Origin of the sequence: Escherichia sp. 93.0816 (genome assembly GCF_013368855.2) — a bacterium.
In the GTDB taxonomy this organism is placed as follows: Bacteria; Pseudomonadota; Gammaproteobacteria; order Enterobacterales; family Enterobacteriaceae; genus Escherichia; species Escherichia ruysiae.
In genome coordinates, this window is the sequence record NZ_JABWNC020000002.1 from 237,625 (window position 1) to 260,598 (window position 22,974).

The 22,974-nt window shown below is 53.4% G+C and carries 21 protein-coding genes; 7 read left to right on the forward strand and 14 right to left on the reverse strand.

What is annotated here, in order from left to right:
- Window positions 1-32: 32 nt before the first annotated feature.
- Window positions 33-554, forward strand: a complete 522-nt coding sequence (gene yjjX, locus HEM79_RS03865; RefSeq protein WP_176241827.1) for an inosine/xanthosine triphosphatase — start codon at window positions 33-35, stop codon at window positions 552-554.
- 84 nt (window positions 555-638) lie between these two features.
- On the opposite strand, the gene trpR is transcribed toward yjjX, so the two are convergent.
- Together trpR and sltY are read right to left on the reverse strand one after the other, a co-directional pair.
- On the reverse strand, window positions 639-965 hold the full coding sequence (gene trpR, locus HEM79_RS03870) for a trp operon repressor (RefSeq protein WP_000068670.1): 327 nt from the start codon (window positions 963-965) through the stop codon (window positions 639-641).
- A gap of 89 nt (window positions 966-1,054) precedes the next feature.
- Complete coding sequence (gene sltY / locus HEM79_RS03875; protein WP_016159432.1) at window positions 1,055-2,992, reverse strand: murein transglycosylase; 1,938 nt, start codon at window positions 2,990-2,992, stop codon at window positions 1,055-1,057.
- 210 nt (window positions 2,993-3,202) lie between these two features.
- On the opposite strand from sltY, the gene ettA reads away from it, so the two are divergent.
- Window positions 3,203-4,870 carry an energy-dependent translational throttle protein EttA gene (gene ettA / locus HEM79_RS03880; protein ID WP_176241828.1) on the forward strand — a complete coding sequence of 556 codons (1,668 nt, stop codon included), beginning with the start codon at window positions 3,203-3,205 and terminating at the stop codon, window positions 4,868-4,870.
- A 119-nt stretch (window positions 4,871-4,989) separates the two neighbouring features.
- Here ettA and nadR read toward each other — a convergent pair whose 3' ends face one another.
- The 3 genes from nadR to serB are packed head-to-tail and all read right to left on the reverse strand — an operon-like array spanning window position 4,990 to window position 8,642.
- The gene (nadR, locus tag HEM79_RS03885; protein ID WP_000093822.1) at window positions 4,990-6,222 is read right to left on the reverse strand and encodes a multifunctional transcriptional regulator/nicotinamide-nucleotide adenylyltransferase/ribosylnicotinamide kinase NadR; all 1,233 of its coding nucleotides are present in this window, start codon (window positions 6,220-6,222) and stop codon (window positions 4,990-4,992) included.
- A 20-nt stretch (window positions 6,223-6,242) separates the two neighbouring features.
- Window positions 6,243-7,625, reverse strand: a complete 1,383-nt coding sequence (gene radA, locus HEM79_RS03890) for a DNA repair protein RadA (protein WP_001029698.1) — start codon at window positions 7,623-7,625, stop codon at window positions 6,243-6,245.
- 48 nt (window positions 7,626-7,673) lie between these two features.
- Window positions 7,674-8,642, reverse strand: a complete 969-nt coding sequence (gene serB / locus HEM79_RS03895; RefSeq protein ID WP_001132955.1) for a phosphoserine phosphatase — start codon at window positions 8,640-8,642, stop codon at window positions 7,674-7,676.
- A 105-nt stretch (window positions 8,643-8,747) separates the two neighbouring features.
- Between serB and HEM79_RS03900 the strand changes: the two genes are divergently transcribed.
- From HEM79_RS03900 to HEM79_RS03910, 3 genes are read left to right on the forward strand one after another with little or no spacing between them, the layout of a single operon-like run.
- On the forward strand, window positions 8,748-9,392 hold the full coding sequence (locus tag HEM79_RS03900; RefSeq protein WP_176241829.1) for a YtjB family periplasmic protein: 645 nt from the start codon (window positions 8,748-8,750) through the stop codon (window positions 9,390-9,392).
- A gap of 27 nt (window positions 9,393-9,419) precedes the next feature.
- Window positions 9,420-10,436 carry a lipoate--protein ligase LplA gene (lplA, locus tag HEM79_RS03905; protein ID WP_176241830.1) on the forward strand — a complete coding sequence of 339 codons (1,017 nt, stop codon included), beginning with the start codon at window positions 9,420-9,422 and terminating at the stop codon, window positions 10,434-10,436.
- Between the two features lie 31 nt (window positions 10,437-10,467).
- Complete coding sequence (locus HEM79_RS03910; RefSeq protein ID WP_176241831.1) at window positions 10,468-10,731, forward strand: helix-turn-helix domain-containing protein; 264 nt, start codon at window positions 10,468-10,470, stop codon at window positions 10,729-10,731.
- A 160-nt stretch (window positions 10,732-10,891) separates the two neighbouring features.
- Here the strand turns inward: HEM79_RS03910 and deoD are convergent, their stop codons facing one another.
- From deoD to deoC, 4 genes are all read right to left on the reverse strand, one after another.
- Entirely contained in the window at window positions 10,892-11,611 is a 720-nt protein-coding gene (gene deoD, locus HEM79_RS03915; protein ID WP_000224882.1) for a purine-nucleoside phosphorylase, read from the reverse strand.
- A 79-nt stretch (window positions 11,612-11,690) separates the two neighbouring features.
- The gene (deoB, locus tag HEM79_RS03920; RefSeq protein ID WP_000816471.1) at window positions 11,691-12,914 is read right to left on the reverse strand and encodes a phosphopentomutase; all 1,224 of its coding nucleotides are present in this window, start codon (window positions 12,912-12,914) and stop codon (window positions 11,691-11,693) included.
- A gap of 51 nt (window positions 12,915-12,965) precedes the next feature.
- Complete coding sequence (gene deoA / locus HEM79_RS03925) at window positions 12,966-14,288, reverse strand: thymidine phosphorylase (protein ID WP_000477829.1); 1,323 nt, start codon at window positions 14,286-14,288, stop codon at window positions 12,966-12,968.
- A 239-nt stretch (window positions 14,289-14,527) separates the two neighbouring features.
- A complete protein-coding gene (deoC, locus tag HEM79_RS03930) occupies window positions 14,528-15,307 on the reverse strand; it encodes a deoxyribose-phosphate aldolase (RefSeq protein WP_176241832.1) in 780 nt (259 codons plus the stop codon).
- Between the two features lie 257 nt (window positions 15,308-15,564).
- Between deoC and HEM79_RS03935 the strand changes: the two genes are divergently transcribed.
- Window positions 15,565-17,115 (forward strand): YjjI family glycine radical enzyme, encoded by a 1,551-nt coding sequence (locus HEM79_RS03935; RefSeq protein ID WP_176241833.1) that lies wholly within the window; start codon window positions 15,565-15,567, stop codon window positions 17,113-17,115.
- Window positions 17,087-17,950: a YjjW family glycine radical enzyme activase gene (locus HEM79_RS03940; protein WP_176241834.1), complete on the forward strand. Its 864-nt coding sequence runs from the start codon at window positions 17,087-17,089 to the stop codon at window positions 17,948-17,950. The genes HEM79_RS03935 and HEM79_RS03940 overlap by 29 nt, the downstream gene beginning before the upstream one ends.
- Before the next feature lie 120 nt (window positions 17,951-18,070).
- Here the strand turns inward: HEM79_RS03940 and HEM79_RS03945 are convergent, their stop codons facing one another.
- The 5 genes from HEM79_RS03945 to prfC form a co-directional block, all read right to left on the reverse strand.
- Window positions 18,071-18,859, reverse strand: a complete 789-nt coding sequence (locus HEM79_RS03945) for a metal-dependent hydrolase (RefSeq protein WP_176241835.1) — start codon at window positions 18,857-18,859, stop codon at window positions 18,071-18,073.
- Complete coding sequence (locus tag HEM79_RS03950) at window positions 18,856-19,929, reverse strand: patatin-like phospholipase family protein (protein WP_176241836.1); 1,074 nt, start codon at window positions 19,927-19,929, stop codon at window positions 18,856-18,858. Before HEM79_RS03950 ends, HEM79_RS03945 begins: the two co-directional genes overlap by 4 nt.
- A gap of 121 nt (window positions 19,930-20,050) precedes the next feature.
- The gene (locus HEM79_RS03955) at window positions 20,051-20,212 is read right to left on the reverse strand and encodes a DUF1328 domain-containing protein (RefSeq protein WP_000490275.1); all 162 of its coding nucleotides are present in this window, start codon (window positions 20,210-20,212) and stop codon (window positions 20,051-20,053) included.
- Between the two features lie 115 nt (window positions 20,213-20,327).
- Entirely contained in the window at window positions 20,328-20,933 is a 606-nt protein-coding gene (gene osmY, locus HEM79_RS03960; RefSeq protein ID WP_010352664.1) for a molecular chaperone OsmY, read from the reverse strand.
- A 402-nt stretch (window positions 20,934-21,335) separates the two neighbouring features.
- Window positions 21,336-22,925 (reverse strand): peptide chain release factor 3, encoded by a 1,590-nt coding sequence (prfC, locus tag HEM79_RS03965; protein WP_176241837.1) that lies wholly within the window; start codon window positions 22,923-22,925, stop codon window positions 21,336-21,338.
- Window positions 22,926-22,974: the final 49 nt, after the last annotated feature.

Below are 22,974 nucleotides of genomic sequence, written 5' to 3' on the forward strand. Positions count from 1 at the left end.
CTTTAACGTTAATTTTGTGAGTAATCCTGATTATGCACCATGTTGTCTGTGCGACCACCAATCCCGCTAAAATTCAGGCCATTCTGCAGGCATTTCACGAGATCTTCGGCGAAGGATCCTGCCACATTGAGTCCGTTGCCGTCGAGAGCGGCGTACCGGAACAGCCCTTTGGCAGTGAGGAAACGCGCGCTGGCGCACGAAATCGGGTAGCAAATTCCCGTCATTTACGCCCAGAGGCTGATTTTTGGGTAGCGATTGAAGCGGGTATTGATGGTGACAGCACCTTCAGTTGGGTGGTGATTGAAAACGCGAGCCAGCGCGGTGAAGCGCGTTCGGCAACTTTGCCGTTACCTGAGGTGATTCTGGAGAAAGTGCGTGAAGGCGAGGCGCTTGGCCCCGTGATGTCACGTTATACCGGCATTGATGAGATTGGCCGTAAAGAGGGTGCGATCGGCGTGTTTACCGCCGGGAAACTCACCCGCGCCAGCGTCTATCACCAGGCGGTGATCCTGGCGCTAAGTCCGTTTCATAATGCGGTATATCAGCCATTGTAGGGCGGATAAGGCGTTCACGCCGCATCCGGCATTCGGTGCGCAATGCCTGATGCGACGCTGACGCGTCTTATCAGGCCTACAAAATCAATCGCTTTTCAGCAGCACTTCTTCCAGCCACTGGCGCAACTCGACGGGTGCGGCTTTCAGGCTGTTCGATCCACGAGTAATGGTCGCAATGCCCGCGCCGAGTTCGTTTTTTAACTCACGCTGGCTCATTTCACCGCGCAACAACTCTTCTACGATACGCACGCGAGTCCCCAACGCTTCGCGCTCATCCGGCGTCAGCATCAGGTTTAACAGCGGTAAATGGAGATCGTTTTCGTAGGCATTCTTAAGCAGGTCAACAAAACGTAACCACTCCTGGTGACGCTGTTCTGCCATCGCTGCTGAATAGGGTGATTGTTGAGCCATAGTGTGTCGCCATTGTTAGCGGGGGAAGCAAAATGCCTCCCCCGGTTGTACTCGCAAAAGAGTACGATAGCATATCATAAACGGGCGGTTCAGTAACGACGCCCCCATTCTGTGGCGCTCAAAAGCGTCGGTTTATCGCCCATGAAATAGCGATAATACGCGTCATAAGCCAGCACGTTCTTCACATAACCGCGCGTCTCGGAGAACGGGATACTCTCGACAAACGCCACCGCGTCGATACGTCCGGCGCTGTTACCAAGCCATGTGCGCACTCTCCCTGGTCCAGCGTTATAGGCTGCCGATGAGAAAATGCGGTTATTACCAAACTGCTGATAAACATATTGCAGGTAACTGGTGCCAATGTTGATGTTCGTTTCCGGATCCAGCAATTGTCCTGGGCTGCTGTAACCTGGAATTGAGAACATTTTCACCGTATGGGTCGCTGTGCCCGGCATAATCTGCATCAGACCGCTGGCGCCTACCGGCGACTTCACTTTCGGATTCCAGGCGCTCTCCTGGCGAGCAATCGCCATTGCATAGCTTTGCGGGATATCTTTGCCACTGGTGTAGCGTTTAAAAAGATCGTTGTAGGCCAGCGGGAATCGCTCTTCCAGATGATCCCACAGTTTCCCGGCGATCGTCGCCTGAACGCTAAGATCCCACCATTGGTTGTTGAAAGCATACCGCGCCAGCTGTGCCTGCTCTGTTTTTGACTTGCTCTTCACCAGATTGGCCCACTCGCTACGCGCGGTGTTATCGAGATTCCAGTACATCAACTCGCGCACGCGCGCCATCTCCGGCCCCTGAGTCAGAGCACTGTCGATATTCTGCGGCGCTTTATCAATCTTCAGCTCATACTCTTCGCCGATCCGCTGTGCAGCAACCATCGGGTAGAAACCACGCTGTTGCATGAGTTGATGCAAAATCTCTTTTGCTTCCGCTTCACGACCGCGTTCCAGCAGTAAATCCGCTTGCCAGTAGCGCCATTCATCTTTCTCTTTCGCTTCCATTGGCAAGCGTGCCAGCCAGGTATTCAGGCCAGAACGGTCGCCAGTGCCAAGCGCCATCCGCACGCGTCGTTCAATTAACGACGTGGATTGCGAACGCATAATTGCGTCATCGCGCCATTTCGCCTGCTCGTCGGTGACGTCATTGCCCATCAGACGCCAGGCGACGATATCGCGTAGCTCCTGAATCTGATCTTCATTAAGCTGCTGCGCCTGGGCAAGCGACGGGATCATCAGTCGTGCGTTTTCTGCATCCTGGCGCGCCACGCTGGCAAACGCCACCGCTGCCATCTGGCGGGTAAAATCAGTCGCTCCGGTAGTACGCGCGAAGGTCAGCACTGTATTGGGATCGTTCGCCAGAGAAATAATCGCCGAGGCGATAGTTTGATAATCGGCAGGCATCTGACCTGCGAGTACCGTCACTAATCCGGTATTGCCCGCTTTCATCGCCAGGCGGATACGCTCTAAATAAGCCAGTGGCTCTTGCTTACCGGACGCGCGCCAGACGCTAAACAACTTATCGCAAGCGTTAGGCTGGCTCTTGCCGGTTAGCCACAGCTCTTTCGCCCCCTGCCAGGCTTCTTCGCTCTGCCCGGTGTTCCATTTCGCATAGTAGTAATTACATTGCGCTTCGGTAGTCCCTGGTTTTTCCGGGCTAAAAGCTAACAAGCCACGCCAGTCTTCACGCCGCGCCAGCTCATTGACGAAACGAGATTGTAGTGCGCGAGCCGGAGGAAGCGTTGGGTTAGCGCGAACAAAGTTAGTGACCGTGACCGCTGGTTGATTCATCAGATCATCGGTGATCTGGCGGTATTCCAGGTAGGGATAAAGTGGATAATCCTTCAGGGATGGCATCATTTGTTCGACCACATCCATTTGTCGATTATCCCAGGCCTGCTTGATTTGCGCGTAACGGCTACGCTGCTCATCCAGTGAGTCGGCTCGCGCCACGCTGCTGACCGTCAGCAGACAGACACCGGCAGCCAACAGCCGCCAGGTAACTTGTTTGGCTTTTTCCACAAGCGCATCCTCTAAGTGTAAATACATCAATGCAGCATCTTGCCGCCTAATAGATTTATGCTAACCAGTCATTGCCGTTTGCGCCACGTTATGGACACTTTTTTACTTTTATCGGGAGGGTGATCGACCGGCTGGGATTAGATAAGGAAACAGGCTACACTTCGCCTTTGAAAACTCATCATCACGATAAACATAGAGGCGAAGTCCAACGTGGCTCAATTCGTTTATACCATGCATCGTGTCGGCAAAGTTGTTCCGCCGAAACGTCATATTTTGAAAAACATCTCTCTGAGTTTCTTCCCTGGGGCAAAAATCGGCGTCCTGGGTCTGAACGGCGCCGGTAAGTCCACCCTGCTGCGCATTATGGCGGGCATCGATAAAGATATCGAAGGTGAAGCGCGTCCGCAGCCGGATATCAAGATTGGTTATCTGCCGCAGGAACCGCAGCTGAACCCGGAACACACCGTGCGTGAGTCCATTGAAGAAGCGGTCTCTGAAGTGGTTAACGCCCTGAAACGCCTGGATGAAGTGTATGCGTTATACGCCGATCCGGATGCCGATTTCGACAAGCTGGCCGCTGAACAGGGTCGTCTGGAAGAGATCATTCAGGCTCACGACGGTCATAACCTGAATGTGCAACTGGAGCGTGCGGCGGATGCGCTGCGTCTGCCAGACTGGGAGGCGAAAATCGCTAACCTCTCTGGTGGTGAGCGTCGTCGCGTGGCATTGTGCCGCCTGCTGCTGGAAAAACCAGACATGCTGCTGCTCGACGAACCAACTAACCACCTGGATGCCGAATCCGTAGCGTGGCTGGAACGCTTCCTGCACGACTTCGAAGGCACCGTTGTGGCGATTACCCACGACCGTTACTTCCTCGATAACGTTGCGGGCTGGATCCTCGAACTTGACCGTGGCGAAGGTATTCCGTGGGAAGGTAACTACTCGTCCTGGCTGGAGCAGAAAGATCAGCGTCTGGCGCAGGAAGCTTCGCAAGAAGCAGCACGTCGTAAGTCGATTGAAAAAGAGCTGGAGTGGGTACGTCAGGGGACTAAAGGCCGTCAGTCGAAAGGTAAAGCACGTCTGGCGCGCTTTGAAGAGCTGAACAACACCGAATATCAGAAACGTAACGAAACCAACGAACTGTTTATTCCACCTGGACCGCGTCTGGGCGATAAAGTGCTGGAAGTCAGCAACCTGCGTAAATCCTACGGCGATCGCCTGCTGATTGATAACCTGAGCTTCTCGCTCCCGAAAGGGGCGATCGTCGGGATCATCGGTCCGAACGGCGCGGGTAAATCGACCCTGTTCCGTATGATCTCTGGTCAGGAACAGCCGGACAGCGGCACCATCACTTTAGGTGAAACGGTGAAACTGGCGTCAGTTGATCAGTTCCGTGACTCAATGGATAACAGCAAAACCGTATGGGAAGAAGTTTCCGGCGGGCTGGATATCATGAAGATTGGTAACACCGAGATGCCAAGCCGTGCTTACGTAGGCCGCTTTAACTTTAAAGGGGTTGATCAGGGTAAACGCGTTGGCGAACTTTCCGGCGGTGAGCGCGGTCGTCTGCATCTGGCGAAGCTGCTGCAGGTTGGCGGCAACATGCTGCTGCTCGACGAACCGACCAACGACCTGGATATCGAAACCCTGCGCGCGCTGGAAAACGCCCTGCTGGAGTTCCCGGGCTGCGCGATGGTTATCTCGCACGACCGTTGGTTCCTCGACCGTATCGCGACGCACATTCTGGATTATCAGGATGAAGGTAAAGTTGAGTTCTTCGAAGGTAACTTTACCGAGTACGAAGAGTACAAGAAACGCACGCTGGGCGCAGATGCGCTGGAGCCGAAGCGTATCAAGTACAAGCGTATTGCGAAGTAATTTGTAAAATGCCGGATGCGGCGTGAACGCCTTATCCGGCCTACAAGCCCAGCGATTTCAATACGTTGCGAAACAGTAGGCCTGATAAGACGCGTCAGCGTCGCATCAGGCATTGGGTCTTAACCCTGCTCCCCCATCATCTCCCGCACCAGCTCCACGCAGCGCAGGAAACGGCTGTCGTAATCGTCCTCTTCAACCCGCACAAATTCGATATTGTTCTCTTCCAGCATCTCCACCAGCAGATTCTGGAACTCTTTACGATCCACCGAACTGCCGAGGCTGCGTAAACCATCCGCCACCCACGGAGTATTGTTCTCCAGCAGGATCACCAGATCAAAACGGTATTCATCGATCAGCGCCTGCACGAACGGATGCTCACGCCCTTCGTACTTTTTGCAGAACGCCTGAGTTGTCACAAAATCAGTGTCGATAAACGCCACTTTATTGGCATATTTCACCGCAAAATCAATATATTGAGCGTGACCCAGCGCGATTTTATCGTAGTCGGAATACTGCAACGCGATCTCATCGCCACCGAGGTGCGAAAAGACATAATCGCGACCAAACTCCCACGCACTGGTGGTGTTGAAGATGTTGGCGAGTTTGTTTACCAGGGTGGATTTACCGCTCGACTCGCCGCCGAGGATCGCCACGGTACGCACAAAGAACGGTTTCACTTCGGTGGGAATATATTCCCAGTAGCGGAACGGGTTTTCACGGATCTGCGCTCCGCTGATACTCATAAAGGTGCGTTTCGGATCGACAAGCACCGTTTCGATCCCCAGATGCTCCAGGTACTGTGGTGCGTCGGTCTCTTCCGAGGTGTAGATCAGATCCGGCTGAATGCCTTTTTCGGCCATAAAATTTTTGATGCCGTTGCTCCACACGTCCCAGCCGTGCGGATACGGCTCCATGCCCTCTTCGTTGAAGGCATGAATACGGATATTTTTCTGATATTTAAAGGTTTGCAATAACCAGCGCAGACGATCCGGCACCGTTGGCTGCTGCGACATGGCGCTGTCTTCAAACAACGCGCGGTCGCGGGTATCGTCAAAGCCCATAATGATATGCAGCTCGTCAACCTGGCTACAGGCGCGCTGGATAAGGTAGATATGTCCGGTATGCAGCGGGTAGAACTTACCGAATACGACACCAATGGTTTTCTTCTGACGGGGAAACTCAAGCCCCAAAAAACGGTGCAACGCCTCCAGCTTTTGCGCGCTGGGGCTTTTGATTTTGGCATTCAGTAACTGGCTTAAATACCCTTTGGTCATACCGCTGGCATCAGCAACCTGCTGTAACGTGCAGCCTTGTTGCTTAATAGCGGTTTTCAGGTAATCAAATGACGACATATCTCCCTCCGTATCTCTCATTATAAGTCGTCGAACACGCTAAGCGCGTCGGAGAGTTTTTTAACGCCAAAAATCTGCATCCCTTCCGGCGCTTTTTTCGGCACGTTGGCTGCCGGAACAATTGCCCGGCGAAAACCGTGTTTCGCCGCTTCAGAGATTCGTTCCTGACCGCTGGGCACCGGGCGGATCTCCCCTGCCAGCCCGACTTCACCAAACACCACCAGATCCTGTGGCAGCGGTCTGTCGCGCAGGCTGGAAACCATCGCCAGCAGTAACGCTAAATCGGCACTGGTTTCTGTCACCTTCACGCCGCCGACCACGTTCACAAACACATCCTGATCGGCCATTTGCAGACCACCGTGACGGTGCAAGACAGCCAGCAGGATCGCCAGACGGTTTTGCTCCAGACCTACCGCCACGCGGCGCGGATTCGCCATCATCGAGTGATCGACCAGCGCCTGAATCTCCACCAGCAACGGACGCGTTCCTTCCCACACCACCATCACTGAACTACCAGAGGTCACTTCATCGCCACGGCTTAAAAAGATTGCCGAAGGATTGCTGACTTCACGCAGCCCCTGTTCAGTCATCGCGAAGACGCCCAGCTCATTCACCGCGCCGAAGCGGTTTTTATGGCTGCGTAAGGTGCGAAAACGGGAGTCGGCATCGCCATCCAAAAGCACCGAACAGTCGATACAGTGTTCCAGCACTTTCGGGCCAGCCAGCGAGCCATCTTTGGTTACGTGCCCAACCATGACAATCGCCACACCGCGCGTTTTGGCGAAGCGCGTCAGATAAGCCGCCGTTTCACGCACCTGCGCCACGCTGCCAGGCGATGACTGAACATCCGCCATATGCATCACCTGGATCGAGTCAATTACCATCAGCTTCGGTTGCTCTTCTTCGGCAATCAGGCAGATCTGCTCGATGCTGGTTTCCGACAACATATTGAGATTGTCAGTCGGCAGGCCGAGACGATGAGCGCGCATTGCCACCTGTTGCAGCGACTCTTCGCCAGTGACATACAGCGTTTTCATCTGCTGCGCCAGTTTGCACAGCGTTTGCAGTAGCAGCGTGGATTTCCCCGCACCTGGGTTACCGCCAATCAGAATGGCGCTTCCCGGCACTACCCCGCCGCCTAATACGCGGTCGAACTCTTTAAATCCGGTGGAAAAACGCGGCAGCTCTTCAAGGCTGATATCGGAGAGTTTCTGGACTTTTGCCACCCCGGCGCTACCAGCATAGCCGCTGAGACGCTCGTTACGCGCCACTGTTGGCGACGCAGCAAGACGCACCTCGGTGATGGTGTTCCAGGCATGACAGGCACTGCACTGCCCCTGCCAGCGCGGATAATCGGCCCCGCATTCATTACAAACAAAGGCGCGTTTTGGAGCTTTTGCCACGGTGTACCTCGTTAATGCTGTGCCGCCCGCAGGATGACGGGCGAGCAATTACTTCTGATTCAGGCTGCCTGAGAGGATGCAGAATACCCCCATCAGGTCAGCGTGACGGATGGTGACTTCCGCCTTTTCATTCACTTTTGGCTTGGCATGGTAGGCAATCCCCAGCCCTGCCGCTTTGATCATCGGCAGGTCATTGGCTCCATCGCCAATCGCCACGGTCTGCGCCAGCGGGATTTCATACTCCTGCGCGAGGCGGGTCAGAGTTTTCGCTTTGTACTGCGCGTCAACGATGTCGCCGATCACATTGCCGGTAAATTTACCGTCCATGATCTCCAGTTCATTGGCTACCACGGCGGTCAGGCGCAGCTTGTCGCGCAGATATTCAGCAAAGAAAGTAAAGCCGCCGGAGGCAATCGCCACTTTCCAGCCCAGCGTTTCCAGCTTGAGCACCAGTTGCGTTAAGCCTGGCATCAGCGGCAGATTTTCACGCACCTGTTGCAGAATATTGGCGTCAGCGCCTTTCAGCGTCGCCACACGGCTGCGCAGGCTGGCGGTAAAATCGAGTTCGCCGCGCATCGCCCGTTCGGTTACTTCCGCCACCATCTCGCCCGTTCCGGCCAGTTTGGCAATTTCATCAATACATTCAATCTGGATGGCGGTGGAATCCATGTCCATCACCAGCAAACCCGGCGTGCGCAGGTGCGGGATTTTCCCCAGCGGCGCGACATCCAGCTGCGCTTCGTGGGCCAGGCGTGTAGCCCGTGCGGTGAGTGAACCTGCCAGACGAATCACCTGATAATCTTCCACGCACCAGGCGGCAACAATCACCATCGCCGCACCCAGTTTGCTCTGGTATTGGGTCAGACGCTGTTTATCCAGCCCACGACCATACAGCAGCCAGCCGCTACGACCTGCGTGGTAATCCAGTGGCATCACTTCATCACCACTTAATGAAAGAGGCAGACCCGGCCATAAAGAGACATCTTCAGGCAGGTCGCACCAGGTAATGTTAGGCATTAAGGCTCCTGTAAAATCGTTCGAAGCAGGGAAAATAACGCATGAGGCTACCTTGTATCCATTGCTTCTGGCAACATTAAGTCTCAAATTTTCAAAGGGTGGAAGATGGCTCGCACAAAACTGAAATTCCGGCTGCATCGGGCAGTGATTGTCCTGTTCTGCCTCGCCTTGTTAGTGGCGCTGATGCAGGGGGCGTCATGGTTTAGTCAAAACCACCAGCGACAGCGTAATCCGCAACTTGAAGAACTGGCTCGCACCCTGGCGCGTCAGGTGACGCTGAACGTTGCGCCGCTAATGCGTACCGACTCTCCGGATGAAAAACGCATTCAGGCGATCCTCAGCCAGTTAACAGACGAAAGCCGCATCCTCGACGCGGGCGTGTATGACGAGCAAGGCGATCTTATCGCCCGCGCAGGCGAAAGCGTCGAAGTGCGCGATCGGCTGGCGCTCGACGGTAAAAAAGCGGGCGGCTATTTTAACCAGCAGATTGTCGAACCGATTGCGGGGAAAAATGGTCCGCTCGGCTATCTGCGGCTGACGCTCGACACCCATACGCTCGCCACCGAAGCCCAACAGGTGGATAACACCACTAACATTTTACGCCTGATGTTGCTGCTCTCGCTGGCAATCGGCGTGGTGCTTACCCGCACGTTGTTGCAGGGTAAGCGCACCCGCTGGCAGCAATCCCCCTTCCTGTTAACCGCCAGCAAACCGGTGCCGGAAGAGGAAGAAAGCGAGAAAAAAGAGTGACCCATTACTACAAGAAAGGAAATCGTTATGTCCACATTACGCCTGCTTATTTCTGACTCTTACGACCCGTGGTTTAACCTGGCGGTTGAGGAATGTATTTTTCGCCAGATGCCCGCCACGCAGCGCGTTCTGTTTCTCTGGCGCAATGCCGACACCGTAGTGATTGGTCGCGCACAAAACCCGTGGAAAGAGTGTAATACCCGGCGGATGGAAGAAGATAACGTCCGACTGGCGCGGCGCAGTAGCGGCGGTGGCGCGGTGTTCCACGATCTCGGCAATACCTGCTTTACCTTTATGGCTGGCAAGCCGGAGTACGATAAAACCATCTCCACGTCGATTGTGCTCAATGCGCTGAACGCGCTCGGCGTCACCGCCGAAGCCTCCGGGCGCAACGATCTGGTGGTGAAAACCGCCGAAGGCGACCGCAAAGTCTCTGGCTCGGCCTATCGCGAAACCAAAGATCGCGGCTTCCACCACGGCACCTTGCTGCTCAATGCCGACCTCAGCCGCCTGGCAAACTATCTCAATCCGGATAAAAAGAAACTGGCGGCGAAAGGCATTACTTCGGTACGTTCCCGCGTGACCAATCTGACCGAATTGATACCGGGAATTACCCATGAGCAAATTTGCGAGGCCATAACCAAGGCTTTTTTCGCTCATTATGGCGAGCGCGTGGAAGCGGAAATCATCTCACCGGACAAAACGCCAGACCTGCCAAACTTCGCCGAAACCTTTGCCCGCCAGAGTAGCTGGGAGTGGAACTTCGGTCAGGCTCCGGCATTTTCGCATCTGCTGGATGAACGCTTCACATGGGGCGGCGTGGAACTGCACTTCGACGTTGAAAAAGGCCATATCACCCGCGCTCAGGTGTTTACCGATAGCCTCAACCCCGCACCGCTGGAAGCTCTCGCCAGACGACTGCAAAGCTGTCTGTACCGCGCAGATATGCTGCAACAAGAGTGCGAAGCTCTGCTGGTCGACTTCCCTGAACAGGAAAAAGAGCTACGGGAGTTGTCGGCGTGGATGGCTGGGGCAGTACGGTAACTCGCTGATTAAAATATCCAAGGAAGGAAATATGATCGATCTGGAAAACCAGGAGCGGGAGATTATCAACTTAATGTTCAGCCAGCGTATTTCCTGGCTAGCCGCTGTGCGTATCAGGCATAAATTATCGCTTGCTGAAGTAAGTAAAATGTTAGGTATCTCGATTAATTCTCTAAAACGGATCGAAAAGACGGAGCGGCTTAGCTCAAACATCAAAAGCAAAATGGCAGGAATTTATGGTTGTCCGCCAGAGTTGCTGATATGCCCTTCCTGGATGACGGCTGAACATACATGAATAGATTCGTGAATAGATACTTGAATGGATTTTATTTTCTATCCATATGAAAAATAATAGTAAATCTATAAATCAGTTGCTATTGATGAATAGATACTAAAAAGCCGGAGCAGTCTCCCGCTCCGGCTGAACACAACAATCGCCTTTCAGCGAAAAACAATTACTCTTTATCGCCCAGCAGAACGGATTCCAGTGCGATTTTGATCATGTCGTTGAAGGTGGTCTGACGCTCTTCAGCAGTGGTCTGCTCGTGAGTGCGGATGTGGTCAGATACGGTGCAGATAGCCAGAGCTTTCGCACCAAATTCTGCTGCTACGCCGTAGATACCAGCCGCTTCCATTTCCACGCCGAGGATGCCGTATTTTTCCATCACGTCGAACATTTCGCCGTCCGGAGAGTAGAACAGGTCAGCGGAGAACAGGTTACCAACGCGAGCATCAACGCCCAGAGCTTTAGCCGCGTCTACCGCGTTACGCACCATGTCAAAGTCAGCGATAGCGGCAAAGTCATGGTCTTTAAAACGGATGCGGTTAACTTTGGAGTCGGTGCAGGCACCCATACCAATCACCACGTCACGCAGTTTTACGTGCGGCAGAACAGCACCACAGGAACCCACGCGGATGATTTTCTTCACGCCGAAATCGGTGATCAGCTCTTTGGTGTAGATGGAGCAGGACGGGATACCCATACCGTGACCCATTACGGAAATTTTGCGGCCTTTGTAAGTACCGGTGAAGCCCAGCATACCGCGAACGTTGTTCACTTCACGGACATCTTCAAGGAAAGTTTCAGCAATATACTTCGCACGCAGCGGGTCGCCTGGCATCAAAACTACGTCAGCGAAATCGCCCATTTCTGCATTAATATGTGGGGTAGCCATTGTTTTATCCTTATCAACATGTTTTCACCCTCTCCCTGTGGGAGAGGGCCGGGGTGAGGGCATCAAGCCGCACCCATTATCAGAACATGGCTTTGCCATATTCCATATCAGAAGTACCAAAATATTTTGCCAGAGTCTGACCGATATCCGCGAAGGTTTCACGGTGACCCAGCGAACCCGGTTTTACTTTCGGGCCATACACCAGTACCGGAATGTGTTCACGGGTGTGGTCAGTACCAGTCCAGGTCGGGTCACAACCGTGGTCAGCGGTGAGGATCAGGATATCGTCATCGCGCAGCAGTGACATCAGCTCCGGCAGACGGCGGTCGAACAGTTCCAGACCCGCCGCATAACCTGCGACGTCACGACGGTGTCCCCAGGAAGAGTCGAAGTCAACGAAGTTGGTGAAGACGATGGTGTTATCACCCGCTTCCTTCATCTCTTTAATGGTGGCGTCAAACAGCGCGTCCAGACCGGTCGCTTTCACTTTTTTGGTGATACCGCAGTTAGCGTAGATGTCCGCAATTTTACCGACAGAAACCACCTGGCCGTGTTTTTCATCAACCAGTTTTTGCAGCACGGTCGGTGCTGGCGGTTCAACAGCCAGGTCGTGACGGTTGCCGGTACGCTGGAAGTTACCGGCTTTGTCGCCGATAAACGGACGAGCGATAACACGACCGATGTTGTAGCCGCCGTTGGTCAGCTCTTCACGGGCGATTTCGCACAGTTCGTAGAGTTTATCCAGGCCAAAGGTTTCTTCATGGCAGGCAATCTGGAACACTGAGTCAGCGGAGGTATAGAAAATCGGCTTGCCGGTTTTCATGTGCTCTTCGCCCAGTTGATCCAGGATGACCGTACCGGAAGAGTGGCAGTTACCCAGGTAACCCGGCAGATTAGCGCGTTCGACCAGTTTATCCAGCAGTTCTTGCGGGAAGCTGTTTTCGTGATCGGAGAAGTATCCCCACTCAAACAGAACCGGTACACCGGCGATTTCCCAGTGACCAGACGGGGTATCTTTACCGGATGACATTTCGTGCGCCCATGCGTACGCGCCGATAACTTCAGCGTTGCCGTCCATTCCTGCCGGAATGAAACCGGTAGAACCTTCGTGTGCTTTCGCCAGCCCCAGACGGGTCAGATTTGGCAGATTGAGCGGGCCTTTACGACCATTATCAGCTTCGCCTTTGGCGCAAGCTTCTGCGATATGACCCAGGGTGTCAGCCCCGACGTCACCAAAGCGTTCTGCATCTTCTGTAGCGCCGATGCCGAATGAGTCCAGCACCATAATAAATGCACGTTTCATATGTTCTCCGTACTCAGTGCTTCAAATTTAAATGATCAGATCAGTATACAATTATTCACTGATACGACGATAGACAGTTGGTGTGCTTTCTGGGGCTTTATCGGCAAGTTTAATTGCCGCTTTCACCGCTTTCGCCGCTTCCTGCCAGCTGTTTTCGTCTTTCGCGTGGATAACCGCCAGCGGACGCTGACCGTCTACCTGGTCGCCCAGACGCGCCATATCAGTGAAGCCGACGCTGTAATCGATGGTGTCAGATGCCTGACGGCGACCGCCGCCCATTGCAACCACTGCCATCCCCAGCGCGCGGGTATCCATTTCACTGACAAAACCTTCGGTATCAGCATAGACTGCTTTCGTCAGCATGGCTGTCGGCAGATACTTCGCGTAGTTCTCAACGAAGTCAGTCGGGCCTTTTTGTGCCGCGACCATACGACCGAAGACTTCTGCCGCTTTACCGTTGTCCAGCACCGCCTGCAATTTCGCGCGCGCTTCGGCGTCATCTTTCGCCAGTTTGCCGGAGGTAAGCATCTCCACGCACAGCGCCATCGTGACATCAAACAGACGCGGGTTACGGTATTCACCGGTCAGGAACTGCACCGCTTCACGCACTTCAACCGCGTTACCGGCACTGGAGGCCAACACCTGATTCATGTCGGTGAGCAGCGCAGTGGTGCGCACGCCAGCGCCATTTGCCACGCCAACAATCGCTTCGGCGAGGGCTTCAGAGAGTTCGTAGGTCGGCATAAACGCGCCGCTACCCACTTTCACGTCCATCACCAGCGCATCCAGACCTTCCGCCAGTTTCTTAGCCAGAATAGAAGCAGTGATCAGTGGGATGGAGTCCACGGTTGCGGTGATGTCGCGGGTTGCGTAGAAACGTTTATCCGCCGGAGCCAGTGAGCTGGTCTGACCGATAATCGCTACGCCAACATCTTTAATGATTTCGCGGAAACGGTTGTCATCCGGGAAGATATCGAAGCCAGGGATTGATTCCAGTTTGTCGAGCGTACCGCCAGTATGACCGAGGCCGCGACCGGAGATCATCGGAATGTAACCACCACAGGCAGCGACCATTGGCCCCAACATCAACGAAGTCACATCGCCGACGCCGCCGGTGGAGTGTTTATCAACAATCGGGCCATTCAGATGCAGGCTTTTCCAGTCGAGAACGGTTCCTGAATCTCGCATCGCCATCGTCAGCGAGACACGCTCCGGCATTGTCATATCGTGGAAGAAAATGGTCATCGCGAGGGCGGCAATCTGCCCTTCGGAGATAGTATTGTCGCGAATGCCGTTGATAAAGAAACGAATCTCTTCATCGCTCAGCGCATGACCATCACGTTTTTTACGAATAATTTCTTGTGCGAGAAACAAGGTAACCTCCCGTGGAATAAGTTTGAAGGCGTTGTTGCCAGATGGCGGATGTTGTTATTGCCTGATGCTGACCGCTTCTTATCATGCCTACACGGCACTCGCCCCGTAGGCCGGACAAGGCGTTCGCGCCGCATCCGGCATCACTGCTGACAGCCTGATGCGACGCTGACGCGTCTTATCAGGCCTACAGGGGCACCCGACCCGTAGCATCCGGCATCCGCCCTCTGGCAAAAGACAGCTTAGTAGCTGCTGGCGCTCTTACCGTCGCCGTGGCCCAGAGCTTTCAGCAGGCTTGCCAGCAGGCTGGAAGCGCCAAAGCGATAGTGACGCGCATCTGCCCAGTCAGCACCGAACAGTTCATCTGCAATAGCGAGATATTTCTGCGCATCTTCCGCAGTACGCACGCCGCCCGCCGGTTTGAAACCAACGGTTTTTTCTACGCCCATGTCGCGGATGACTTCCATCATGATGCGCGCGCTTTCCGGCGTCGCATTCACCGCGACTTTACCGGTAGAGGTTTTGATGAAGTCAGCACCCGCTTTGATGGAGATTTCAGACGCTTTGCGGATCAGGGCTTCGTCTTTCAGTTCACCGGTTTCGATGATCACTTTCAGCAGCACGTTCGCCGCTGCACAAGCCTCTTTACAGGCTTTCACCAGGTCAAAACCAACCTGCTCGTTACCCGCCATCAGCGCACGATACGGGAACACCACGTCAACTTCATCGGCACCGTAGGCGATTGCCGCACGGGTTTCTGTCAGCGCGATGTCGATGTCGTCGTTACCGTGTGGGAAGTTAGTTACCGTAGCGATACGGATTTCCGGGGTACCCTGCTCTTTCAGAGTCTTGCGAGCAATCGGGATAAAGCGAGGATAGATACAGATAGCGGCGGTATTGCCGACCGGAGTTTTAGCCTGATGACACAGGGCGATCACTTTCTCGTCAGTGTCGTCGTCATTCAGAGTGGTCAGGTCCATCAATTTCAGTGCACGCAGGCTGCTTGCTTTCAGATCAGTCATTTCATTCTCCTGGCTTGTCGCCAATAAAATTCACCTTGCGAGTTTGTTAGTATTCTAACATCGACTCCGCAACACACTTCGATATACATCACAATTAAGAAAATCTACTTACAAATTTGCATTACGGTAATGCGATCTGGTTCAAATAATTCACTTTCAAATGAATGCGCCAGTGGTGGCAAACGCATCAGGATCAAAGTGAACATCACGAAACTTCTTACAATGGCGCATCACCTTCGGCATAAAAGGAAAAGAAGATGCCCACTTCTCATGAAATTGCACTGCAACAACGTTGCCAGCAAATTGTCACCAGTCCGGTACTTAGTCCGGAGCAGAAGCGCCATTTTCTGGCGCTGGAAGCAGAAAACAATCTGCCTTACCCACAGCTTCCTGCCGAAGCCCGCCGCGCGCTGGATGAAGGCGTAATCTGCGATATGTTTGAAGGTCATGCGCCGTACAAACCGCGCTATGTCTTACCCGATTACGCCCGTTTTCTGGCGAACGGTTCTGAATGGCTGGAGCTGGAAGGCGCGAAAGATCTTGATGATGCGCTCTCCCTGCTGACCATTCTTTATCACCATGTCCCGTCAGTCACCTCAATGCCGGTCTACCTGGGGCAACTGGATGCGTTGTTGCAACCGTATGTTAAAATTCTAACACAAGACGAAATCGATATTCGAATAAAACGTTTCTGGCGTTATCTCGACAGAACCCTGCCAGACGCTTTTATGCATGCCAATATCGGCCCGTCCGATTCCCCCATCACCCGTGCAATTTTACGCGCAGATGCAGAGCTGAAGCAGGTTTCACCAAATCTGACCTTTATCTACGATCCTGAGATCACTCCTGATGATCTGCTGCTGGAAGTGGCAAAAAACATTTGTGAATGTAGCAAACCGCACATCGCCAACGGTTCAGTACATGATAAAATTTTCACAAAAGGGGGTTACGGGATCGTAAGCTGTTACAACTCGCTGCCGCTGGCTGGCGGTGGCAGTACGCTGGTACGCCTTAACCTGAAAGCCATTGCCGAGCGCAGTGAATCGCTGGATGACTTCTTTACGCGCACTCTACCGCACTACTGCCAGCAGCAGATCGCCATCATCGATGCGCGATGTGAATTTCTCTATCAACAATCACACTTCTTTGAGAATAGCTTCCTGGTCAAAGAAGGGTTGATTGATCCTGAACGTTTTGTGCCGATGTTTGGCATGTACGGGCTGGCGGAAGCGGTTAACTTGCTGTGCGAGAAAGAAGGGATTGCCGCGCGCTACGGTAAAGAAGCCGCCGCAAATGAAGTGGGTTATCGCATCAGCGCGCAACTGGCGGAGTTTGTCGCCAGCACGCCAGTGAAATATGGCTGGCAAAAACGCGCCATGCTACACGCACAGTCGGGGATCAGTTCCGATATCGGCACCACGCCGGGGGCGCGATTGCCGTATGGCGATGAGCCAGATCCAATCACCCATCTGCAAACCGTCGCCCCGCATCATGCTTATTATTACTCTGGAATCAGCGACATTCTGACGCTCGACGAAACCATCAAACGTAATCCGCAGGCGCTGGTACAGCTTTGCCTCGGTGCCTTTAAAGCCGGAATGCGTGAATTTACCGCCAATGTCAGCGGTAACGATCTGGTTCGCGTTACCGGTTATATGGTGCGTTTGTCGGATTTAGAAAAATATCGTGCCGAAGGTTCACGTACCAATACCACCTGGCTGGGCGAAGAAGCTGCACGTAACACTCGTATTCTGGAACGCCAGCCGCGCGTGATAAGCCATGAACAGCAGATGCGCTTTAGTCAGTAAGATCATCCCCTTCTCCTGCGTTGACGGGCCAGGCAGTCGTCTGGCTCTGTTTTTGCAGGGCTGCAATCTGCGCTGCAAAAATTGTCACAATCCGTGGACGATGGGACGCTGCAATGATTGCGGGGAATGTGTGCCGCAGTGTCCACATCAGGCGTTGCAGATTGCCGACGGCAAAGTAATGTGGAACGTTGCAGTCTGCGAGCAGTGCGACACCTGCCTGAAGATGTGTCCGCAGAATGCCACGCCGATGGCACAAAGCATGGGCGTGGACGAGGTGCTTAGTCATATCCGCAAAGCGGTGTTGTTTATTGAAGGGATAACGGTGAGCGGCGGCGAAGCCACGACGCAGCTGCCGTTTGTGGTGGCGCTGTTTACTGCTATCAAAAATAATCCGCAATTGCGCCATCTCACCTGTCTGGTGGACAGTAACGGCATGTTGAGCGAAACCGGCTGGGAAAAATTGCTTCCGGTGTGCGACGGCGCAATGCTCGATCTCAAAGCGTGGGGTAGCGCGTGTCATCAACAGTTAACCGGACGCGATAATCAACAGATTAAGCGCAGCATCAGTTTGCTTGCAGAGCGCGGCAAGCTGGCGGAACTGCGTTTATTGGTAATCCCCAATCAGGTGGATTATTTGCAACACATCGATGAGCTGGCGGCGTTTATCAAGGGACTTGGCGATGTTCCGGTACGCCTGAACGCGTTTCATGCCCACGGTGTGTATGGCGAAGCGCAAAGCTGGCCGAGCGCCACGCCGAAAGATGTTGAGCAGTTGGCTGGCGCGTTAAAGGAGCACGGGGTTAGTCGATTGATATTTCCGGCGCTGTATCTGTGATAAGCCAGAGATGTCGCAAAACTCAACATTAAGCACAATCAGTCCCCTCGCCCCTCTGGGGAGAGGGTTAGGGTGAGGGTGAGGGGAACAAGCAGCACCAGTGTTCACTTACGGACGGCCTTACCAGCCATCGGGCACGTTAAACACCGCATACGTGTTATTAAGCAACACGTCGGCAATTTCATCCGCTGGTTCCGGGCGTAAATCACAAAGCACGGCAAACACACGGGCGACCTGCTCCGGGCGGTTAGGCTGACCCTGAAAACCATTTAGCGGCATATCCGGGGCATCAGTTTCCAGCAGCAACGACGCCAGCGGTAATTTTGCGATGACATCGCGGGTTTTACTGGCTCGCGGATAAGTGATAGTGCCGCCTACGCCGATTTTGTAGCCCAGTTGCACAAACCGTTCGGCCTGTTGCAGGCTGCCAGAAAATCCGTGAACCACGCCAGCACGCGGCAAATCGTGGCGTTTAAGATGCATCGCCAGCTTGTCATGCGTGCGCCGTGAATGAAGGATCACCGGCAGATCGTAGCGTTTCGCCAGCTTAAGTTGTTCGTCGAGCAACCACTGCTGCCTCTCAAATTGTGGATCGTCGCCAAAGAGATCCAGGCCTACCTCCCCCACCGCCACCACCTTCGCCGGACGCGTTTCCAGCGCCTGCTGTAACTGCTCCAGCGACGCATCGCTATGTTTTTCCAACATCCCTGGATGCAACCCTAAGGCGGCATACAGCGGTTGATAATTTTCCGCTAACGCCTGCACGCGGGCAAAGTTTGCCGCCTCGGTTGCCGGAACAATGATCTTGCCTACGCCCGCTTGTGCCGCGCGTTGCAGGCTGGCCTCTTCATCGCCACTAAAAGGCGGAAAATCAAAATGGCAGTGGGTGTCGATAAAACGGCAAATCAAGCCAGATCCTCGTTGTTAAATGTCGGGTCGTTCGCCTGCGGAGCGTCGATCACCCCGGCAACCAGCGTGTCGTTGGCGACTGGCGCTGGCGGGATGACGATCGATTCCGGCGTCGCCACCGGCACCAGATGGCGAGTAATTGGCGGTTTTTCACTTAACATTTTGCCGATCGTCGCGAGGAAATAGCGCCCGCATAAGCGCCCAAGTTTGTAATCTTCACGCAGCGCCGGAAGCCGACTGCCAAGCGCGATGCTATGCAGCGGTTTCGGCGGATAAATTTCGAAAATGCGTAACTTGCCGGGCGGTTTCTCAATAAATTGTTGGATGGCGCGATAACTGGTTTCATGATGCTGCACCAGATTGACCAGCGGTTGTAGGCTACTATCACCCAGCCAACGTTCCATACGTTTAAACCACTGCGGCGTATAGTACATTTGCGACGGCACAGTGCGGATCACCACCAGCGTTTTCGCCCCCTGTCTTGCCGCTTCTTTAACCGGGATCGCATCGCTGACGCCCCCATCAAAATAGTTAATCCCATCAAGTGAAACTCCGGTGCGATAAAAACCGGGAATCGCACTGGAGGCGCGAATCAAATCCAGCCAGTTTTGTTTGGTCGGCACAAAGTAGTTCGGCGTGTAATCGTCCTGGCGGCAGGCACACATATAAAACGATTTGCCGCTATCAAACAACCGCGCAGCGGTATCCATCTGCAACGGCATCTGGCTTGCAGTCGCCTCCACCAGCCAGTCGAGATCGATAAGATTTCCTCCACGGACAAAACGTACTGGATCGAAAAATTCGCGTTTTGTGGTGTAACGCATGATGACTTTACGTGCGTAACCAGGCTGGTTGCAGATATAGGCCGAAAGATTTTGCGCCCCGGCGGACGTGCCAAAATAGAGATCGAAAGGATTAAACTGCGCGCGCATAAACTCATCCAGCACACCAGCCGTGAAAATTCCACGCTGCCCGCCGCCTTCGCACACCAGCGCAATTCGTCCTGGCTGGAACGGCCTTAGCGACAACGGCGCAATATTACCAAGCGTTACAGGTATTCGCTGCCCCACCTCTGCCTTCCTGTTTTTGTTGTGAAAGAATGACAAAGTAACGCAATTTATTATTCGCTAAAACCGCAAAAGCCAGTCCGCTGGACTGGCTTTGGATAAAATTTTCTTAATCGTCTGAAATCTAGGGTCGTTTTCGGCCCATGAACAAACTCACCAGGAACAGAATAATCCCGACGACAAAGACAATTTTCGCAGCACCCGCTGCAGTACCGGCCAGACCACCAAACCCAAGTGCGGCGGCGATTAACGCGATAACCAGAAATATGATGCCCCAACGAAACATAAGCCTCTCCTTTACCATAGTTAATGTCACCGCTTGATATTCACTCAATGCGATATTTTTAGTGTGGTGCACATCGCGCCTCCCGACAAAGTTCGGGAGGACGAATTACGACGAATTACTTAGTTTTCAGATCATTTTTAACGCTTTTCACACCATCTACCGCTTTGGCGATACTTTCAGCACGGTCGCTTTGTGCCTGAGAATCTACGGTTCCGGAGAGCTGAACCACGCCATCGGTGGTTTCAACTTTCACTTTACGTGAAGGAACAATGTCGTCCGCCAGCAGTTTGGCTTTGATTTCACTGGTGGTGGCGGTGTCACCCGCGTAGCCCTTCACAGAGCCTTCTTTAGCGTCGCGAACGTGCAGTTTGTCACTGACGGAGGTCACGCCTTCAACGCCTTTCGCCACTTTCACTGCCTCTTCGGCCTGTGCCTGGCTTTCAACAAATCCGCTTAACGTCACGACTTTTTGATCGGTTTTGACAGAGATATCAGTGCTCTTGATATTTTCATGATCCACCAGAGCTGCCTTCACTTTCGCAGTGATGGCGCTGTCATCCATGAAATTACCGACTTTATTCATAGAGCTATCGACTTTTTGCCCTGCGCTTTCATTGGTGGTCTGCGCGTTGTTTTCCGCATAGGCAGAACCGGTCGCGACAGCAGAGGTCAGCATTACAGCCAGCAGAGTTTTCGAAATCTTCAGTCTTGTCATAGTCATCGATTTATTCCTGTATGTTTGCTCGTAATTTGAGCCAGGCAACACGAGGTTGCATTGCTGAATAGGGAGAGACTTCACCCTCGACAGAAGTCAATGGTCGCCATCACAAAAGCGATGGGTGATGAATAACGACCGTTACAGCTTCTGAATCAGTTATTAATATCAATCGAATGACAGTTAACGGTTTTAAATACTATTACCTACGTACATAACGGTATTTAAAGCCGACACAAATGTCATTGCTTTGTTAAATATAGATCACAATTTTGAAACCGCTCGCCGTATCGGCTAAAAAGCGAGCAAACATAAGCGAAAGCGAATGTTTTAAGAACATTCCGCAAGCGGCTAATAAGGAAGGGAAATTGACAGGGCGCAGCGGCTGCCGCGCCCTGGAGGCAAGAATTAATGCTCGCGGGTCTGGTGGAATTGAACGTCCGGATAACGCTCTTGCGCTAAGCGCAGGTTAACCATGCTGGTGGCGATGAAAGCGAGGTTGTCGCCACCATCAAGCGCCAGTTGGCTTTCGTTCTTACGCTTGAACTCTTCGAATTTCTTCGCATCCGCACATTCTACCCAGCGGGCGGTAGTGACGTTGACTGACTCATACACCGCTTCGACGTTGTATTCGCTCTTCAGGCGCGACACCACCACATCAAACTGCAGTATACCAACCGCACCGACGATCAAATCGTTGTTGGAGATGGGACGGAACACCTGCACTGCGCCCTCTTCGGAAAGCTGTACCAGCCCTTTGAGCAGCTGTTTTTGCTTCAGCGGATCTTTCAGGCGGATGCGACGGAACAGTTCCGGCGCGAAGTTCGGAATACCGGTGAACTTCATCATCTCACCCTGGGTAAAGGTGTCGCCGATCTGAATAGTGCCGTGGTTGTGCAGACCGAGGATATCGCCCGGATAAGCTTCTTCAACGTGCGAACGGTCACCCGCCATAAAGGTCAGCGCGTCGGAGATCACCACATCTTTCGCGGTACGCACCTGGCGCAGCTTCATGCCTTTTTCATATTTACCGGATACCACACGCATAAACGCCACGCGGTCGCGGTGTTTCGGGTCCATATTGGCCTGAATTTTAAATACGAAGCCGGTAAATTTATCTTCGCTCGCCTCTACGGTACGGGTATCGGTCTGACGCGGCATCGGCGCAGGCGCCCACTCTACCAGGCCATCCAGCATATGATCGACGCCGAAGTTACCCAGCGCAGTACCGAAGAATACCGGAGTGATTTCGCCCGCAAGGAATAATTCTTTGTCGAACTCGTTAGACGCGCCTTTAACCAGTTCCAGTTCGTCACGCAGCTGCTGTGCCAGATCTTCACCAACCGCAGCATCGAGATCCGGGTTATTCAGCCCTTTAACAATGCGGACTTCCTGAATGGTGTGGCCTTTACCGCTCTGATAGAGATAGGTTTCATCTTTATAAAGGTGGTAAACGCCTTTAAACAGCTTGCCGCAGCCAATCGGCCAGGTGATCGGTGCGCAGCCGATTTTCAGCTCGTTCTCAACTTCATCGAGCAGTTCCATCGGGTCGCGGATATCACGGTCAAGTTTGTTCATAAAGGTGAGGATCGGCGTGTCACGCAGACGGGTAACTTCCATCAGCTTGCGGGTACGATCTTCAACACCTTTTGCGGCGTCGATAACCATCAGGCAGCAGTCCACCGCCGTCAGGGTACGGTAGGTATCTTCCGAGAAGTCTTCGTGCCCCGGGGTGTCGAGCAGGTTAACCAGGCAGTCGTGATAAGGGAACTGCATCACAGATGTGGTAATGGAGATCCCACGCTGTTTTTCCATCTCCATCCAGTCCGACTTAGCGTGCTGGTTAGAGCCACGGCCTTTTACCGTACCGGCGGTCTGAATGGCCTGTCCGAACAGCAGCACCTTCTCGGTGATGGTAGTTTTACCGGCGTCCGGGTGAGAAATAATGGCAAAAGTGCGGCGCTTCGCCACCTCTTGCAAATAAGGAGACAACGTCATAATTCTTTCTTCTTGAGTAAGCGGCATCGCGCCGCGCTTGTTGAAAACG

Excerpts from the sequence above, each read along its gene's own strand:
- HEM79_RS03955 (WP_000490275.1), bottom strand. The coding sequence starts at position 20,212 with ATGTTTCGTTGGGGCATCATATTTCTGGTTATCGCGTTAATCGCCGCC.
- deoB (WP_000816471.1), bottom strand. The coding sequence starts at position 12,914 with ATGAAACGTGCATTTATTATGGTGCTGGACTCATTCGGCATCGGCGCT.
- trpR (WP_000068670.1), bottom strand. The coding sequence starts at position 965 with ATGGCTCAACAATCACCCTATTCAGCAGCGATGGCAGAACAGCGTCAC.
- prfC (WP_176241837.1), bottom strand. The coding sequence starts at position 22,925 with ATGACGTTGTCTCCTTATTTGCAAGAGGTGGCGAAGCGCCGCACTTTT.
- nadR (WP_000093822.1), bottom strand. The coding sequence starts at position 6,222 with ATGTCGTCATTTGATTACCTGAAAACCGCTATTAAGCAACAAGGCTGC.
- serB (WP_001132955.1), bottom strand. The coding sequence starts at position 8,642 with ATGCCTAACATTACCTGGTGCGACCTGCCTGAAGATGTCTCTTTATGG.
- HEM79_RS03940 (WP_176241834.1), top strand. The coding sequence starts at position 17,087 with ATGAACAGCAGATGCGCTTTAGTCAGTAAGATCATCCCCTTCTCCTGC.
- HEM79_RS03935 (WP_176241833.1), top strand. The coding sequence starts at position 15,565 with ATGCCCACTTCTCATGAAATTGCACTGCAACAACGTTGCCAGCAAATT.
- HEM79_RS03910 (WP_176241831.1), top strand. The coding sequence starts at position 10,468 with ATGATCGATCTGGAAAACCAGGAGCGGGAGATTATCAACTTAATGTTC.
- yjjX (WP_176241827.1), top strand. The coding sequence starts at position 33 with ATGCACCATGTTGTCTGTGCGACCACCAATCCCGCTAAAATTCAGGCC.
- osmY (WP_010352664.1), bottom strand. The coding sequence starts at position 20,933 with ATGACTATGACAAGACTGAAGATTTCGAAAACTCTGCTGGCTGTAATG.
- deoD (WP_000224882.1), bottom strand. The coding sequence starts at position 11,611 with ATGGCTACCCCACATATTAATGCAGAAATGGGCGATTTCGCTGACGTA.
- lplA (WP_176241830.1), top strand. The coding sequence starts at position 9,420 with ATGTCCACATTACGCCTGCTTATTTCTGACTCTTACGACCCGTGGTTT.
- HEM79_RS03900 (WP_176241829.1), top strand. The coding sequence starts at position 8,748 with ATGGCTCGCACAAAACTGAAATTCCGGCTGCATCGGGCAGTGATTGTC.
- deoC (WP_176241832.1), bottom strand. The coding sequence starts at position 15,307 with ATGACTGATCTGAAAGCAAGCAGCCTGCGTGCACTGAAATTGATGGAC.